13 protein-coding genes and 1 pseudogene are annotated in these 16,375 nt (G+C 58.3%); 11 read left to right on the forward strand and 3 right to left on the reverse strand.

Translation table 11 applies throughout. The annotated features are described in order from the left end of the window. The first annotated feature begins 15 nt into the window (after positions 1 to 15). A complete protein-coding gene (locus ABH939_RS19340; protein WP_052027882.1) occupies positions 16 to 1,164 on the forward strand; it encodes a cellulase family glycosylhydrolase in 1,149 nt (382 codons plus the stop codon). 571 nt (positions 1,165 to 1,735) lie between these two features. Continuing rightward, positions 1,736 to 2,659, forward strand: coding sequence for a UTP--glucose-1-phosphate uridylyltransferase (locus tag ABH939_RS19345; protein ID WP_007726597.1), 924 nt, complete (start codon positions 1,736 to 1,738; stop codon positions 2,657 to 2,659). On the opposite strand, the gene ABH939_RS19350 is transcribed toward ABH939_RS19345, so the two are convergent. From ABH939_RS19350 to ABH939_RS19360, 3 genes are all read right to left on the reverse strand, one after another. Next, on the reverse strand, positions 2,653 to 2,979 hold the full coding sequence (locus tag ABH939_RS19350) for a helix-turn-helix transcriptional regulator (RefSeq protein ID WP_228232489.1): 327 nt from the start codon (positions 2,977 to 2,979) through the stop codon (positions 2,653 to 2,655). The genes ABH939_RS19345 and ABH939_RS19350 overlap by 7 nt on opposite strands. 261 nt (positions 2,980 to 3,240) lie before the next feature. Beyond that, positions 3,241 to 4,713 carry a glycosyltransferase gene (locus ABH939_RS19355; RefSeq protein ID WP_376137774.1) on the reverse strand — a complete coding sequence of 491 codons (1,473 nt, stop codon included), beginning with the start codon at positions 4,711 to 4,713 and terminating at the stop codon, positions 3,241 to 3,243. Beyond that, positions 4,707 to 6,176, reverse strand: coding sequence for a hypothetical protein (locus tag ABH939_RS19360; RefSeq protein ID WP_232508984.1), 1,470 nt, complete (start codon positions 6,174 to 6,176; stop codon positions 4,707 to 4,709). The genes ABH939_RS19355 and ABH939_RS19360 overlap by 7 nt, the downstream gene beginning before the upstream one ends. Positions 6,177 to 7,048: 872 nt before the next feature. On the opposite strand from ABH939_RS19360, the gene ABH939_RS19365 reads away from it, so the two are divergent. The 9 genes and pseudogenes from ABH939_RS19365 (at position 7,049) to ABH939_RS19405 (ending at position 16,363) form a co-directional block, all read left to right on the forward strand. Then, positions 7,049 to 8,569, forward strand: coding sequence for a sugar transferase (locus ABH939_RS19365; protein ID WP_007726602.1), 1,521 nt, complete (start codon positions 7,049 to 7,051; stop codon positions 8,567 to 8,569). Positions 8,570 to 8,719: 150 nt separating this feature from the next. Continuing rightward, a complete protein-coding gene (locus tag ABH939_RS19370; RefSeq protein ID WP_054187557.1) occupies positions 8,720 to 9,817 on the forward strand; it encodes a glycosyltransferase in 1,098 nt (365 codons plus the stop codon). After that, positions 9,789 to 10,940 carry a polysaccharide pyruvyl transferase family protein gene (locus ABH939_RS19375; protein ID WP_231916139.1) on the forward strand — a complete coding sequence of 384 codons (1,152 nt, stop codon included), beginning with the start codon at positions 9,789 to 9,791 and terminating at the stop codon, positions 10,938 to 10,940. The genes ABH939_RS19370 and ABH939_RS19375 overlap by 29 nt, the downstream gene beginning before the upstream one ends. Before the next feature lies 1 nt (position 10,941). After that, complete coding sequence (locus tag ABH939_RS19380; RefSeq protein WP_270008671.1) at positions 10,942 to 12,264, forward strand: O-antigen ligase; 1,323 nt, start codon at positions 10,942 to 10,944, stop codon at positions 12,262 to 12,264. Next, positions 12,261 to 13,310 (forward strand): glycosyltransferase, encoded by a 1,050-nt coding sequence (locus ABH939_RS19385; protein WP_007726612.1) that lies wholly within the window; start codon positions 12,261 to 12,263, stop codon positions 13,308 to 13,310. Before ABH939_RS19380 ends, ABH939_RS19385 begins: the two co-directional genes overlap by 4 nt. Next, positions 13,307 to 13,597: pseudogene (locus ABH939_RS19390) on the forward strand (glycosyltransferase); the annotation flags it as partial. The gene ABH939_RS19385 and the pseudogene ABH939_RS19390, both read left to right, overlap by 4 nt. Before the next feature lie 168 nt (positions 13,598 to 13,765). Further along, positions 13,766 to 14,098: a hypothetical protein gene (locus ABH939_RS19395; protein ID WP_228232624.1), complete on the forward strand. Its 333-nt coding sequence runs from the start codon at positions 13,766 to 13,768 to the stop codon at positions 14,096 to 14,098. Continuing rightward, on the forward strand, positions 14,088 to 15,014 hold the full coding sequence (locus ABH939_RS19400; protein ID WP_007726615.1) for a glycosyltransferase family 2 protein: 927 nt from the start codon (positions 14,088 to 14,090) through the stop codon (positions 15,012 to 15,014). Before ABH939_RS19395 ends, ABH939_RS19400 begins: the two co-directional genes overlap by 11 nt. Before the next feature lie 164 nt (positions 15,015 to 15,178). After that, positions 15,179 to 16,363 carry a polysaccharide biosynthesis protein gene (locus tag ABH939_RS19405; protein WP_228401970.1) on the forward strand — a complete coding sequence of 395 codons (1,185 nt, stop codon included), beginning with the start codon at positions 15,179 to 15,181 and terminating at the stop codon, positions 16,361 to 16,363. The last annotated feature ends 12 nt before the right edge of the window (positions 16,364 to 16,375 follow it).

Below are 16,375 nucleotides of genomic sequence, written 5' to 3' on the forward strand. Positions count from 1 at the left end.
CGTGGATGGTTGTAGATGTCTTCTGAAGAAGTGCGTCCGCGTGTGCCTGGCACAGTGCGTCGCCGTATCGCTGCCGCTGTAGTCAGCTTTGCAACCGTCGCGGTGGTGACAGGAATGTTCACGACGCCGGTGGTTGCCGATTCGCCCAAGACGGTTCGGGTGGGAGTGTCGTCGAGCGGACTGACGCTCGACGGACAGCCATGGTGGCCTACCGGGCTGAATGCTTATCAACTGGCCACTGATTGGTCGGTGAACTTCGGCTGTGGCGCCATGGTCGATCTCGATGCCTACTTCGGTTCTCTGCCACCGAACTCCGTCACGCGTTTCAACGCGTTCCAGGCGCTCGCGGTGAACAAGGTGTCCGGGGAGATGGATTTCGGCCCGATGGACGCGGTGTTCGACGCTGCGGCGCGACACAATCAGTTCACGATTCCGGTGCTCTCACCCCAGGACAGCGGGTGTGATGACGGGCTGTTCAAATCCAGGGACTGGTACACCGACGAGTGGAAGGTCGCGAACCTGATCCCAGGTCGAGCCACCATGAGCTTCCAGGACTGGATGCACACCGCCGTCGACCGTTGGAAGAACGAGCCTTCCGTCGCGGCGTGGGAATTGGTGGGGGAGCCGGAACCGAGCCTGTGTACCGATGCCGCCTGCAATTGGTGGACAAGAACGTGCCCGTCTGATTCCGCGCAGGTGTTGCGGGAGTTCTTCGACACGGCAGGCGCCGAACTTCGGGCGATCGATCCGAACATCCTGATCACGGCCGGATACGTCGGGGGCGGTCAGTGCGGCACTGCGGGTGACGACTACCAATACGTGAGCGAGTCCGACTTCGTCGACGTTCTGCAGTATCACGACTACGGAGCAGACGGGGTTCCGCTTCCGGGCGACCAGTGGAACGGACTGGCGCGTCGCATCGAACAGGCCGCGAACGTCGGGAAGCCGTTGTTGGTCGCCGAGACAGGCGAATTGGCAGGCAGTTGTGAATCACTGGCGACCAGAGCCACGAATATCGAGACGAAGCTGACGGGGCAGAAGGTGGCCGGTACGGCCGGAGCTCTCCTGTGGGCATTCGTGCCGGATCCACGGCCGAACGAATGCACGATGGATATCGGGCCTGACGATCCACTCTTCGACGTGATTGCTTCACTGGCAAGTTAGGACACTGCGAGTAGTCCACTGGGAGTTCCGCCCAGTGGGAGTATGGTCACGATTTGATAACAACCTGAACCTGGTGTTGCGGCGTGATGATCGTATTTCGTTCGTATTCAATGGTATTCAGTGGCATTCACCTGTGGATAACCGAACTTGAAGGCTGGTGAAGTCGCACGGGACCATCGATGCGACGCCTCCAGGACCTACGTCCGGGTCGGCTGGGGACGGTCCGGTTGAGGCGCTGAGTTCGGAAGTTGTGTCGTACCTGTCTCTTTGGTCAGTTGCTACGTCCCGCCGTGGTCAACGTCGAAATACGATCACAACCGTTCGCCGCGGTAACGGGTAGTGCGCGGAGTGCGGCGCGCCCCTCGTGGAAGTGACATCGAGGGGTGGTGTGTAGCTCTCGCGCGCAACGAATTCCGAGTTCGAGTCAACTTGCGGCGGCATCGGCCGCCCGGTAGACCTTGTGCGCAGGCTGTACATGCGGTGTGAGCTTCGGTCGTCGAAATGAGGGGACGACCGCTGCATGCGCGTAACGGTAAGTGTGTGAAACATCGCGTGAGCGGAGAGGTGAACGATGACTGGGTGCGCTGAACGGCCTTTCAAGACTGCTGTGGTTCCGGCTGCCGGAATGGGGACTCGTTTCCTCCCGGCCACCAAGACGGTTCCGAAAGAGTTGCTCCCCGTGGTCGATACACCCGGGATCGAGCTGGTCGCCAGCGAAGCGGCGCAAGCAGGCGCGGAACGTCTGGTGATCGTCACTGCGCCGGGCAAGGCATCGGTCGTCGGGCATTTCGTCGAGGACCTGGTGCTCGAGGGCAAGCTCGCCGCCAGCGGGAAGCACCATCTACTCGAACGTGTGCGTCGGGCTCCGGGCCTGATCTCGGTGGAGCCGGTTGTGCAAGAGTCTCCGCTGGGATTGGGACACGCTGTCGGTCTGGTCGAATCGGTGCTGGATGCGGACGAGGACTCGTTCGCGGTGCTGCTTCCCGACGATCTGGTCCACCCCTGCGGCATTCTCGACGCGATGGCGAAGGTACGTGCCGAGCGTGGTGGTTCTGTGCTGTGCGCGTTCGACGTCGCGCCCGATCGTGTTGGGGCCTACGGAGTATTCGACGTCCAAACACCTGTGGAGGGCAGCGATCCCGATGTGCTTGCCGTCATCGGCATGGTCGAGAAGCCGGCTCCTGAGGATGCTCCGTCCACTCTCGCCGCGGCCGGACGATACCTTCTCGATCGCGCCGTGTTCGACGCGCTCAGACGAATCTCACCCGGGCAGGGTGGCGAACTACAACTGACGGATGCGATAGCGCTGTTGATCGCGGAGGGGCATCCGGTTCACGTCGTCGTCCATCACGGAACCCGCCACGATCTTGGTAACCCGGGAGGCTTTCTGCGAGCATCTCTCGACCATGCGCTCAGTCGCACCGAGTACGGACCGGAGTTGCGAGTCTGGCTCAAGGAACGATTGGATCAGCCGGATCCGCAGCTGACCTACTGACTTGCAAGGCTATGCGACGCGGAGCGTCTCGCCAGCTCATCGAGGAGATCTTGCGTGCTGAGCGACGACAGCGAAATCGGCTTGTCGTCCAGACCCGACTCGTCAGGTGTCATGTAGCCCGCCGCGACAAGAATTTCCTGGACGTGGACGTCGAAGACGCGGCAAGCAGTTCTGATCGTGTCCTGCGTGGGGGGGCGTTTCGCGGACAGCCACCGACCGAGTTCGGAGGGGCGTATTCCCAGCGCACGCGCAGCATCGGCTACGTCAGTTTCTTGGCGAAGTTCCAGTTGATGCTTCACCCATTCCGAAAAACCGCTCATACCGGTCATAGTGCCTGAGTGCTGCGCGGTAAGCCAGCGCCGTCTCGACACGTAAGGCGCTCGACGGCTGATCTGTGATCATTCGGCAACCAATCACCGCAGTTCTCGCGTACCGGTAGTTAAGTTTTGTGACTGGATTGTGTGTTTACCGCAACCATCTAGCTGTGCGTTTTCCGGTGAAACCCGAAATCGGGTGAAATTGTGGGTGAGGCGGATCAGTAGACATAACTCACACCTGTGTAGAACGTGAGGGTTGCGTTGTCACGTGTTCAGACCGTGGAAGGTTTTTTCCCAGTAGGACGGGTTGCGAATCAATTGGTAGGTCCCCTTGATCGCCGCGATGCTCATCAGCACCCAATACAACGGAGCAGTCAGACAGGCGAGGAGGAGCATCGCGTTTCGCGTTTCTCGGCACGCCACGAGGTTCATGTAGAGAACAGCGGCATTACCGAATGCCAGAGAGATCAACGCGGGGAAATAGACATAGTTGGGGAAGACCTGGTGGATCACTTCAGGTTGTCCGAGAATCCAGTCCAGACTGATGAGCCAGAACACCATGTTCAAAGTGGCGACCAAAGGTGTGCCGGCCATGAGAATCGTGAATCGGAGAAAGCCGATCGGACCCAATCCTCGCCATAATTTGACGGGTTGGCGCATGTGGACGAGCCACGTCTGCAAATAGCCCTTGTACCAACGCGAGCGCTGTCTGATCCAGTTGATCGTGTCACTGTTGGCTTCTTCGAGCGTGGTGGAATTCAAGACCGCGGTGCGATATCCGCTCTCTGCAATCCGCACGCCGAGGTCCGCATCCTCAGTGACATTGAAAGGATCCCACGCCCCGATCTCGTCGAGGACGCTACGGCGTAGGTGATTCGAGGTGCCGCCGAGAGGAATCGGTGAATTGCTCCGCATCAATCCAGGAAGGATGAAGCTGAACCACAGCGCGTAATCGGCGGTGAACCACGCGGTCAACAGGTTCTGAGTTCCGTTGTGGAATGCAAGTTTGGCCTGAACACAAGCAGTGTTCTCGGGAAGTTTCGCGAAAGTTGCGACTACTCGACGTAATTGGAGTGGGTCGGGGGAATCCTCGGCGTCGTAGATCGTCACGATCTCGCCCGTAGAGAAATGCAGACCGTAGTTGCATGCTTTCGGTTTGGTTCGTGGATCGGCCGCGGGCACCTTCAGAATGCTGACGACCTCGTCCACACCGGCGGCAAGTGCAGCTTCGATAGTGACGGCGTCGTCTTCCTCCAGTAGGAGAAGGACTTGCATCTTGTCTGCCGGATACTCGATCGCTCGCATGGCTGCGATGAGGTCGCCGACGACTTCAGGCTCGTTGTATGCGGGGACCAGAATGGTATAGGTGGGAAGGTCGTCGTATGAAAGAGCAAGTGCCTCTTCGTCACTGATCGTCATGATCGAGGACGCATCGAGACCCCTCGTGAACAAGATCAGACGGTCGACCATCGCCCAGATGTATCCAATGGTGCAGATCAATGTCAGCGCGATGAGAGTCGGGACGAGGAAGAACACGAGGCTGACGACGACCAGCGCAAAGCCTGCCAACAACGTATTTCGCTGCCACGGATAGAAGGCCACGGAGGCGGATGAGATCGGATGGCGCTCGCGTAGACCGTTCACTGCATCGTGCAGGGCGGCCTCGTGGTACTCCGCTGTATCCGGGTCACCGCTGACCACGACACTGTTGGACTGGCTTCGGTTTTCGTTCACCACGTCTGAGCCTCCACGAGTAGTCGAGCGAGTGCTTCGAGCATGTCCAGGTCCTTGTACTCGGATTCGGTGTCTTCGGTCGAGGTTTCACCACGCAGTAGAACGGCGAGGGTATTGCTACCGTTGGACGCCATCGACGGCTTCGGTTCGGGGAAGTAGGCGTCGGGTTCGTGATTGTCGACGCTGATCAGGCTGACTCGTTGCGCGGCTCCGTCGCCCCGCGTCCAGACGAAATTGAGATTGCTCCATGTGAGAAGGAGAGCGTCGTCGACGATCGTGTACATCTCGGCGACGATCCCGTGCGGCAGCTCCAGCGTGACCGTCGGGCTGACTCTCGCGTTCTCCAGGTCGTAGGTGGTCTTGCTGGGATACACGGCGAGCGTGGAGGGTCGACGGACCTGGACGACGTCAATCTGTACCGTGCGAGGCCGCATCTGTGAGTCCCAAGCGGGATTCGGAGTGTCGGCCCGAATGGTCTGACGACTCAGCTCGGAGGTGCTGCCGAAGTAGCGACGGGGCCAGTCGTATTCGGATGCTCCAATCTGATGCCAGCCCAGTGGAACGACAAGTCGAGGATCCGCAGTAGCCGGGGGCGGACCGACGTTGACTGTCAAACTTGTCGATGGCAGCGGCGTGAAGAACATCAGCACTGCGGCGGCAAACACCGCGAGGATGGTCCAGTTGCTTGTGGCTGTCGAGGGCTTTCGGAGTGGTCGGTCGAACGGTTTGAGCGACTTACCCCGGCGTTCGTACAGATAGAAGGCGCCGCCGACGACGATTGCGGTTCCGAGTGCCGGAAACAACTGCACGGCGAAAAGCGGAGCAGTGGGATACTTCTGAATCGTGAAGTAGAGAATCACCACACCGAGCACCGTTGCGGCGACGAAGGCGATCGCCCCTCGCCTCCACGTTCTACTGACGGCGATCGTGGTCGCGGCAGACGCGACAAGCACCATGAGGACGCTGTAGTCGAAACGAGTCCCGCCCATTTCGGTCGCGATGGCGCGGTAATGCAGCGGCGCCAAGATGATCGGGACCACCCAGATTGCCCAGTACCGATTGACCGGACGGAGGCCGAACATCAGAACCGCTGCGCTCCAGACGAATACCCAGGCTGCGATGACGTCGATATGCATCAGTTCGTAGGTCTCGGCGAAACGCGGTAGCAGGAGCGCTTGAAGTCCCAACGCGACGAAGAGACCGATGCAGCCGACTATCTTGTCGGTCTCACGATCGTGAATCGGAAGCTCCGGGCCGCGCCTCAAGTCTGTTCCGACGGCTGCAACCAGGCACAAGAGCGGTAGAGCGAAGACGTAGCCGATGGCAGTTCCGCTGGCCGTGCTCTGCCAAAGCTTGGTCCAGGTGGGCCAAAATGCAAAGATCGTGGCGAGCGCGATCATCAACCACCGCACTGCGAGTCGAGGAATGATCCCGGACTCGGAGCGGATCTCACGAATCTTCAACATTTCCAGTTCCATTCGCTTACTACCCGACATCTGCGTGCGATTCGAGGCTGCGCACCGCTGGGCACTGCCGACCATCGCCATCGGTCCGGCGCCATATGCAGACATTACTTGATCGAGACATATCGCCCTCGCCACGTCGAAGCGCCAGTCCCCGAGCAGTCCGGCCGGAACGTCTCACATGCTCACATCTCACATAGTGGGAATTTTGAAATCTTTTTTTCGGTACCCAGTGCGGGTCTGGGTTGGCCGGATGGCATGGCGGGATTTCGGGTCTGCCGAATTACTCCATATCGAAGGGCAATTCACTTGCGAATTGCAGAAAGTTCAATCAGGTCCGGCGGATTCGACCTACGGGGACATAGGTCCCCGGCGTGCAGGGACGGTTCTCGGTTGCGTGGATTCGGGTCCAGTTACCCATGCGAAAGAACTGTGGTCAGCAGTGAGAGGCAATGTCTGCTTTGTGAGCTATTGCAGTCGTCGGGACCTAAGCCCTCGACGTTTCCGCGGATTTACTCAATAGCTGAACTATAGCTACTAAATGGTAACTACAGCGTAAATGGCACCGTGACATTGCGGCGATTGAACGTGAACGATCGTCCAACATCCTTTGGGTGTGTGCTGGGAAGAAAAATTGCCGGTTAGAGTCTTGACCTGCAACATTATTCGAATTGAACTCCGGCCTTGGAGATGTTCTCATAGTACTCACGCGGCACGTGCAATGCCTCCGGATTATCGAGTTGCAATGTTGCCGATACCTAAGCGGAACATTTGCTCTTCTCCATCTTTAGCTGTGCCTGAAGCGTTCGGGTGCAAACGGGAAATTCCGAAGAACGGTCGGGGCCTGGCGGCTCGCAAACGGGAAGGTTGGTCAGATGTCGGCATTGGACATGTCCATGGCGCCGTCGCTCGGGTATCGGCGTCCGCGCATCGTGCCGGACTCCCGTGCGGAGTTTTCCTCGCGTGCTGCGTGGCAGCATCGATACATACGTGCTCTGGCAGTGACGGATTCGCTGATTGTCGTAGCGGCGGTTTCGGCTGCGCAGTGGCTTCGATTCGGCGCCGCGCCGACCGCCGTCGACGCTCGTGAGCTCGGGCAGTTCAGCTACACCGGTTTGTCGATCGGCGTGGTGATCGCGTGGCTGGCGACGTTGCAGATATTCAGGACCAGATCTGCGAGTGTGATCGGAAGCGGTCCTGAGGAGTATCGGCGAATCCTGGTGTCCGCGATGAGATTGTTCGGCGTCATTGCGATAGTAAGCCTTCTGCTTCGTCTCGATATCGCCCGGCTCTACCTCGCATTCGCGTTCCCTGTCGGCCTTCTCGCGCTACTGGTGAGCCGTTGGCTCTGGCGTGGGGTGATCGTGCGAAGGCGTACTCGCGGGGAGTGCCTCACATCGGTACTGGTGGTGGGCAGCAAGGATGCCGGCGCTGAACTTGCACGAAACTTCGAGCGGGGTAGCGCAGACGGTTTCCGCGTGGTGGGAGTGTGTGTGCCGGGGTTCCTTCGGCGCGCGGACGAGTCCATCGCAGTCGACGGGCGTGACATACCGCTCCTCGGTGGTGAGACATCGGTAGTCGAAGCGCTGGAACTTGTCGGCGCAGACACCGTTGCCGTGACGGCAACCGAACATCTCGGCTCGGATGGCATCCGTGCACTTGCCTGGGATCTGGAATCGCGGGACGTAGATCTGGTCGTTGCGCCAAGTATCGTCGACGTGTCGGGGCCGCGCCTGTCGATGCGGCCGGTGGCCGGTCAGCCTTTGATACGCGTCGAGCGACCGAAATATCATGGTGCGCAACGCTTTGCGAAATCGTCGTTCGACGTAATTTTCGCGTCATTGTTACTGGCAGCAATTGCACCTGTTCTCCTGGCCGCGGCTCTGGCGGTCAAGCTCTCGAGCCCGGGCCCGGTGTTGTATCGAGCGGAGCGAATGGGACTGGACGGCAAACCATTCCCGATGCTGAAGTTCCGTTCGATGGTCCAGAACGCAGACTCACAGGTGGAGTCGTTGATGGCCCAGAACGACGGCGCCGGTGTGCTCTTCAAGATGCGCGACGACCCGCGCGTTACACCGGTCGGGCGCTTCTTGCGCCGTTACTCGATTGACGAGCTGCCACAGTTCGTCAATGTTCTTCGGCGCGAGATGAGCGTGGTCGGCCCCAGGCCTCCGCTTCGCCGCGAGGTCGAGGCCTACGACGGAACTGTCAGTCGCCGACTTCTTGTCAAGCCGGGGATCACAGGATTGTGGCAGGTCAGTGGACGATCGGACCTTTCTTGGGAAGAGACTGTACGACTGGACCTTTCGTACGTCGACAACTGGTCGCTGATGGGTGATGTATTGATCGTCGGCAAAACGTTGAAAGCGGTGTTGGCCAGTGACGGTGCGTACTGAGACGTGAATGCGGATTCGGGACCGACTTCAGTTCGTGACGTTCTCGGTGGAAAGGCATAGCTCCCCTTGATCTTTCGTACGTCGACAACTGGTCGATGGCGAGCGAGAACACGATCGTCGCGAAGGCGCTCAAGGCGATGTTGGGAAGTGATGGAGCAAATTGACCAGGAGAAGTTTGTGTCGGAACCGCCAAAGTTGAAGTCGTTGCTTGTTGTGGCGCCCTGGTTGGAAGGTGGGGGTGCACAGAAATCATTGTGCGGGCTATTGCGCGGGCTTACCGACACACATACGACCGTGGTCACTTTGTTTGCAGGCTGCCGCGACTTCAACGAGGTTGCGGACCTCGCAGACGAGTTCGTCATGCTCGACTATCCAAGGAGTCCTGGCGGACTGGTCGGAGCCAGTCGTGCCATAGCAACACATCTACAGCATTCGGATGTGGTCTATTCACTGATGAGGGGTAGCCATGTCGCACTAGGCGTTTCGAGTTTGCTCAAACGTCTTCCGAGTGAGCTGATTGCGACCTTCCATCAGTTGCCGAGTGCGGATGAAACTGGCGTTTTCTCCCTGGTCGAGAACATGCTCGTTCGTAAAGCACTTCGGCACGCAAAGCTGATCACCGCACCTTCGGAATCAGCCGTGAGTCAGATTCGTCAACGACGTTACGGACCGCACGCTCGGCTTGTTTACGAGCCGAACTTGATCCGAGTTGACTCGAGAGAAACCATTCGTCGTGAATCTTCGGGGGCACCGCTACGGCTCCTGGCCTGTGGCCGTCTATCCAAGCAGAAGGGCTTCGATCGTATTCCCGAACTGCTGTCAGATATCGAGATTCCGTGTGAAATAAAGATCTTGGGATCAGGACCGGAAGAAGAAGACCTGAAACGGCGGTTCGGCAATACGAAGCCTTCTTCGCATACGGTGGAACTAGTAGGACGCGTCGATGACGTTGTGCCCTATCTGGATTGGTCAGACGCGGCATTTATGCCCAGCCGAAACGAACTCAACCCTGTGTTCGTATGGGAGGCGTGGGCGCGCGGCCGGCCGGTTGTTGCTGCCCATCTACCTGCATTCGAGGATCTGCGAACCTCCGGGCCGGTGCTCACATTTACCGGCGCGGCCAGCCTTCGGTCCGCCCTCGGCGTCGTATCGAGTGACGAGTACCGAGATTTCGCCTATTCAATGGGTTTGCAGGCGTCCCGAACCATGACGACCAGGAGTGAGATCGTTGCCCGAATACAATCGTGACCACCCGCGCATCCTGGTCATTCACGCATACAGTGCTCAAAACTCCGGCGACCGGTTGCTGGTGGAGGAAACACTCGAATTGCTGAGATCGGTGTGGCCGGATTCTGTCGTCGACGTGATTGCCACTGATGCCGAATCGTTCCGCCACCATCCGATCGCGAATCATGTCAAGTTTCATCAGTGGACGTCGGCATGGATTCCGAACCCGAAAAAGAAGGCATCCGTACGTGTTTCCATGCTGGCCAGTACCGTCACCGGCGGGCCGGCACCTGTCAGGATACTGTTCGAGCAAGCGGATTTGATAGTCGCTGTCGGGGGCGGATACCTTCGGGGTTCGTCCGTTTCCGAGGCCCTGAAAACTGCGGGGGCGCATTTCGGTCAACTCGATCTTGCCGCACGAAGTCGTGCGCGCAAGATCTATCTGCCGCAGAGTATCGGTCCGTTCCCGAACATTCTCCGTCGGCGTATCGCGAGTTCACTGAAGGCGATGGATCAGGTGCTCGTTCGTGACGATCGATCACGGGAATTGTTCGCCGACCTGACCAATGTCGAACGAATCTCGGATCTGGCGGTTCTCAAGATGGCGGAGGTCCGTACACCTCGTACTATCGAGATCACGCATGGCCCGGTAGTCGTGGCACGTGAGCTGTCCCGCCCTGGATCCTACGAGAACACTCTGTCCGACTTGGCTCGGTCAGATCATGTTGTATGGGCGATTCAGTCCACCGGTGGCGGAAACAATGACACTCCACTCACCGTCAAATACTCCTCGGGAACCCCAAAGCCATTGCAGCACTATCTGGAGAGCGCGGAGAATCGCGTCGTTGTCAGTACACGCCTGCATGGATCGTTGTCTGCATTGCTCGCCGGAAAGCCGAGTGTGCACCTGGGCTACGAACGAAAATCATGGGGAGCATTTCATGATCTGGGGTTGGAACAGTACGTTCTCGATGCCCGACGGACTTCGGCAACTCGCGTTCTCGACGCGGTGGAATCGATACGAGACGATCCAGCCACTTACTGGCGCCTGATCGATTCACGCATCGAGGCCGTCGCGTCCCAGAGGGAACGCCTACTCGGCTCCCTGGCTGTGCCATGCCACCTGCCGACGGCTGGCCAATGACATGAACCTCTCGTTCCTGTTGTTTGCCAGTGTTTTTCTCTTGCTGATCGCACGTGTACGTGGGGTGACGGTGTTGCCAACCCGCCGTCAAACCTCAACAGGTACCAGAAGCGGGCTGATCGGGATCTGGTTTTGGGTATCGGTGATATGGCCGGTCCTTTTCAAGGCGGTGTTAGGTAGCGTCCTTGCCCTATACCTTCCAGTTTCTGGCTCCGCGGTCTTCGTGATCTCCTACGTGCCTTCGATTGTCATCGGAATCGCGATTTTCATCGCCTCTCTCGGGTCCCGAGATTCATTCCCCTATATCCCCGCGATACTGGTCATGGCGGTGGCGATCATGCCGATCCTCATCTTCGGGGTCGTGGACATCGGTGTCGTCGGAGCGATATTCATGATTGTGCCTACGCTCCTGTGGTGCCGCGCGCTCTCGGTTGACGTACTGAACTGGCCCCGTCTTTGTTACCAGGGTCTGCTTGCGCTTTGTCTGAGCATGGCTGTGGTTTTCGTCGTCTGGCCTGAGGCTGTGGTCGAGACCTGTCGGTTGGACAAGTGCACTGTGGCGGGCCAAGTGCTCACGTCATCGATCACAGGCAATGGCAACTTCCTGGGGCTGTGTGTCGCACTGCTGAGCGTCGTTGCCGTGTATCGGCAACACTGGATCACAGTTGCGGCGGTTGGACTGGCGAGCCTCATCGTGATCGAAATTTCTGGCAGTCGAACAGCGATGATCGGTCTGGTTCTCGGCTACCTCGTAGTCCTCGGTATCGGAAACCGCATGTCGCGGGTTGTGGCTCTGGCAGCTGCGATGGTTGCGTTGGTGATTTCTTTTGTGCCAGTGTTCCGAGTTTACGGGCTCCGCGATTACACCTATCGCGGTGCTTTGTGGATGAGGGCGAAGGAGCTGATTTCGGAGAGTCCGAATGTTGGTCACGGCGCGAACTATTGGACGGAGCATAACGCGTATCGCTTCTCCTCCAACTATGCCGCGCACAACATTTGGTTAGAACTCGGCGTTGCCGTCGGGTTTCTCGGAATTGCCGTGCTTGTCGTCGCTGCGGCCTGGGCGTTGCTGACCACTGACGTGGAAAATCGATACTTGGCATGGGCGCTGATCGTAACTACGGTCGCTGTGGGATTTCTGGAGGCGCCCATCCAACCGTATCGAACCGGTCTGCTTCCCTTCCTGTGCCCTCTCATTCTTCTCTTGTGCTCCTCGGGTATGCGGAAAAGATCAGTTGATACTTCGGAGACGGAAGACCTTGCGATGGACGATATTCGAAGCTCACATGTTGATGCCGGCCTGACGAGGGATGGTGCGCGATGAAAGTTCTGCATGTCACGGAAGCGCTCGGAGGAGGTGTAAGCACCGCGATCTTGAACTATCAGGCGTTGACGCCAGAAATGCATCACTGCGTGATTGCTCGCGAACGGGCCGGGCAGAGCACATACAATTTCCCCTCCGAACTCAGCGTGACATTGGTACCTGGAAGTTTGGCCGCACTTTTGCTGTCCGCGATTCGTATGGTGCGCCGGGGAGATTTCGATGTTCTCCACCTGCATTCCAGTCTTGCCGGTCTCGCCCGGATCATCCCGGGGCACCGAGCTGGAATCGTATACACCCCACACTGTTACGCATTCGAGCGCACCGACGTCAGTCCCCTGGCGCGGGTACTCTACAAGTCCGTTGAGCGTGGGCTACTCTCGATTCGGCGTCAGTGCGTTGTTGCCGTGAGTGGACGAGAAGCCGAGTTGACTACGGAGTTGTCGAACTCCTCCACCTCCATCGTGGTCGGCAATGTATCCCCGACCGATCACGGCGCATATTTGCGCGCAAGCAGCCCTCGGACAGCGGAAGCATCGGCTGAAAGAAGCCGAGTAGTGATGGTGGGAAGGATATTTCCCCAAAAGGATCCCCAACTGTTCGCCGATATTGCAGCAAGGTTGTCGAGCAGGTTCGAGTTCGTGTGGGTAGGAGACGGCGAAGCCGGGTTGAAAGAAAGTCTCGTGGAATCCGGGGTTCGGGTGACGGGCTGGATTCCAGCTGAACAGGTGCTGGATGAAGTGCGCGCCAGTTCGCTGTATCTCCATACCGCGGCCTGGGAGGGCGCTCCGATTTCCGCTGCGGAAGCCGCCGCGGTCGGTGTCTCGGTGATCAGTCGTGACATCAAAAGTATGGTCTCGCTTGGCTATCCAGTCGCTGGCAATACTGCGGAGTCTCTGTCAATGGCCGTCACACATTACTTCGACTGCCTGGACTACCGAACGACTGTTCAAGCCAAGACACAATATTTCAACCGAACAGTGGACGTCATGAGTTCGCGTACAGCACTCATCGACGCCTATGCATTCGCGATAGGGGCTTCTCGATGACTTCATCGGTCACCGTCATTACCATCACCAGGAATGATCTTTCGGGGCTGGTCCGCACGATCGAGAGCGTCCGGGCTCAGAGTGCACAGGGAGTCGAACACATCGTGATCGATGGTGGTTCGACGGATGGAACTGTCGAATACCTTGATTCGTTGGGTGATTCGTTAGTGTGGAACACAGGCCTCGACAGCGGTCGCTATGACGCAATGAACATCGGTGCGGAACTGGCGAGTGGCGAGTTGCTGTGGTTCATGCACTCGTCCGACGTGTTCCATTCATGTGACGTTCTGGAGAGAGTCTCTCGAGATCATCAAGGAGGGGGCGTCTCTTGGCGGTGGGGTTACGGGCTGAGCAACATCCACGACTCCGGAAGTTCCATCGGAATCGGTGGCCGTATCCCGTTCAGTCTGTCCCGATTCGCGCTAGGTGGAAACATCATTCCCCATCAAGCATGTGTGATCGAGAAGTCGCTGCATGTTGAGATCGGCGGTTACGATACCGAATTCGGACTCAGTGCCGACCAACTGTATCTGTTGAAGATGGCGGTCCGATCGCAACCGCGCGTGTGGACCGAGTTCTTCTGTGACTTTGATTCGGCCGGCGCTGGTTCGGTGCGGGGCATGATGGATCATTACCGGGACATGCGGCGATCACGCGCCCTGACCGGAATTACAGTCTTCAGGGCGCAGTGGCTCGATTATGCGGTGTCCTTGGGGGTTGCGCTTCTCGCAAAAACCGACCGTGTTCAAAGACGAGTTCTAGCAGGGGTGACTCCTCGTGTCCGATGACTATTTGGAACCCACAACGCAATCAAGTGCGGAATTCGCAGTTGTCATACCAGCTTTCAACGCGGAAGCCACACTTTTGGCGTCAATCGAGAGCGCGCACAATGCGGGCGCTTCGGAAGTCATCGTGGTGGACGACGGATCCACAGACAGTACCGCCGCGTTATGTCGCGCCCACGATATACGTGTCCTGACGCAGCCAAATGCGGGTGCATACCTCGCGAGACGACGGGGGGCCACGCTCGTCACGGCACCGTACATCGTGTTCCTGGACGCGGATGATCTTCTGGTCGCACCCGGCATTCACGAGTCCTTGCGTATTCTCTCTGCACAGGCGGACTGCGCAGTCGTCGCTGGACGTGTGATGGCGAGTCTCCCACGTGGGCGTAGTCGGTTGAACAATCAGTCGTACTCCGAGATCAATACTCGAACCCTGTTGACACAAGGGTATGGTCCGTTTCCACCGGGAGCGGCGCTGGTTCGGCGTGCCGATTACGAAGCAGCGATTGCGCTGGACGTACCGGAGATCGTCGAGCGTTACGCCGACGACTACGAAATGTTCATTCGTCTATCCGTCGTCGGCCGAGTCGTTCAACACAACACCGTTTCCCTCGTGTATTCGATGTACGCAGGCAAATCCATTGGTTCTCCTGAGAAATCGCTGTTGTGCAAGGAATCGATCAGGGGGCACTACGCGCGACATCTGGGGATCCCAGTTCGGCTGATGAGCGCATCGGCGGTTGCCGCAGCTGCGAACGCACGCATGGGACGAGCGTCGTTCGCGCAAGGTTTGTACTGGCGGGGTTGCGTGAAGGTAGCAGTTGCCGCGTGCTACAAGGTACTCGCTCGGATCGGCGACAGCGGTCTGAAGCAGTCCACAATCGTGTCTGGCGCTGGAACCTCGGAGACACGAGGGTGAACACAGTGGTCAGCTCATACGTGAGGTCGGCGAAGTCGATCGACCTGGGCGGGACCGGGTTCTTTCGACTGGTAGGTCTGCTGGCCGGCGCTTGCGCGAACTTCGCCGTAATAGCAATTCTGTCTCGGGACTACGGCGTCGAGTACTACGCCTTCTATGCGCTGATGGCGTCCATGTTGAATCTACTTCCCTTCGCGGACTTCGGTATCGGCGCGACCATGGTGAACGCGACAGCAGATTACCGAAGTGGTGCACTCGATCGGATGTCGTTCCAATCCCATTTTCGGCGGGCGAGTCTGGTCACCGTTCTGGTATCCCTCGCTGTCGCAAGCCTCGCGTTCCTGTTCTATCAGATGGGGCTGTGGGTGCCAGTTCTAGGCGCAGTCGGTGAGATGGATCATGCGTCGGCGCTGGCCACAGTAGTGATTGTATCTGCGGCAGTTGGTATTCCATTGGGTTTGGGGTCACGCATCCTGCAGGGTTGCGGAAAGATGCGCGTTGTCGTTACCGCAGCGTTGATCGGTCCGATCATTCAACTGATCGTGATAGGGGTTTGTTGGACTACTCAGGCGCCGGCCTACCTGTTTGTTCTGGCACCGTGCGCAGGCTACCTCGCCGTCGGATTTCTTACCCTTGCTCTCGCGCTTCGATCGATTTCCGGCGATGAGGGTTCGTTGATCGGCTGGCGTCTTACAAGCCCGGTGCGAGTTCGCATAGCTGAAACGGCGGTTCCGTTTTTTCTCATATCGATCGGCATGGTTGTCGGGTTCCAGAGCCATAGGTTGCTGATCTCCACTTTTGGAACGGTCGAAGACGTCGCACAATATTCGGTGGTGGCGCAATTCGCTGGACCCCTGCTGGCTATCTTGGGAGTGATGGGCCAGAACTTGTGGTCAAGATATCGCGAGCGATACCGAATCGGGACACTTCGGGTGCGTGAATTCGCCCAGCATATAGTACTTCTCGGCACTGTGGGCGCCGTATTTGCGCTTGCTCTGGTCGTCATCAGCTATCCGGGAATTCGGTTTGTCTCGGGTGGAAGTCTTGTCGTCCCGCTGGCAACCGTTTTGGCCGGAAGTGTTTACATCCTTGTTGTTTCGGTGCATCAGCCGGCGGCGATGTTCCTCATGGACCCGCGAGGACTATGGTTGCAAGTCCTCTGTGTCTGGCTGAGCGGCCTCGTCGGAATGGTATTGGCAATATCCCTGATTCCTGAACTCGGAGCCGCCGCACTCTACTTGGGACTATCCGCAGGAATGGTTGTACTCCAGGTTATTCCGTGTATCTATATTTCGGTTCGGCGAATTTCAAGCATGGAGAAGGCGGTGGAGGCAGGCGTGACCGTGTGAATAGCTGCCCGA

The sequence above is a fragment of the Rhodococcus sp. 27YEA6 genome, assembly GCF_044908235.1.
Lineage (GTDB): Bacteria > Actinomycetota > Actinomycetes > Mycobacteriales > Mycobacteriaceae > Rhodococcus_F > Rhodococcus_F qingshengii.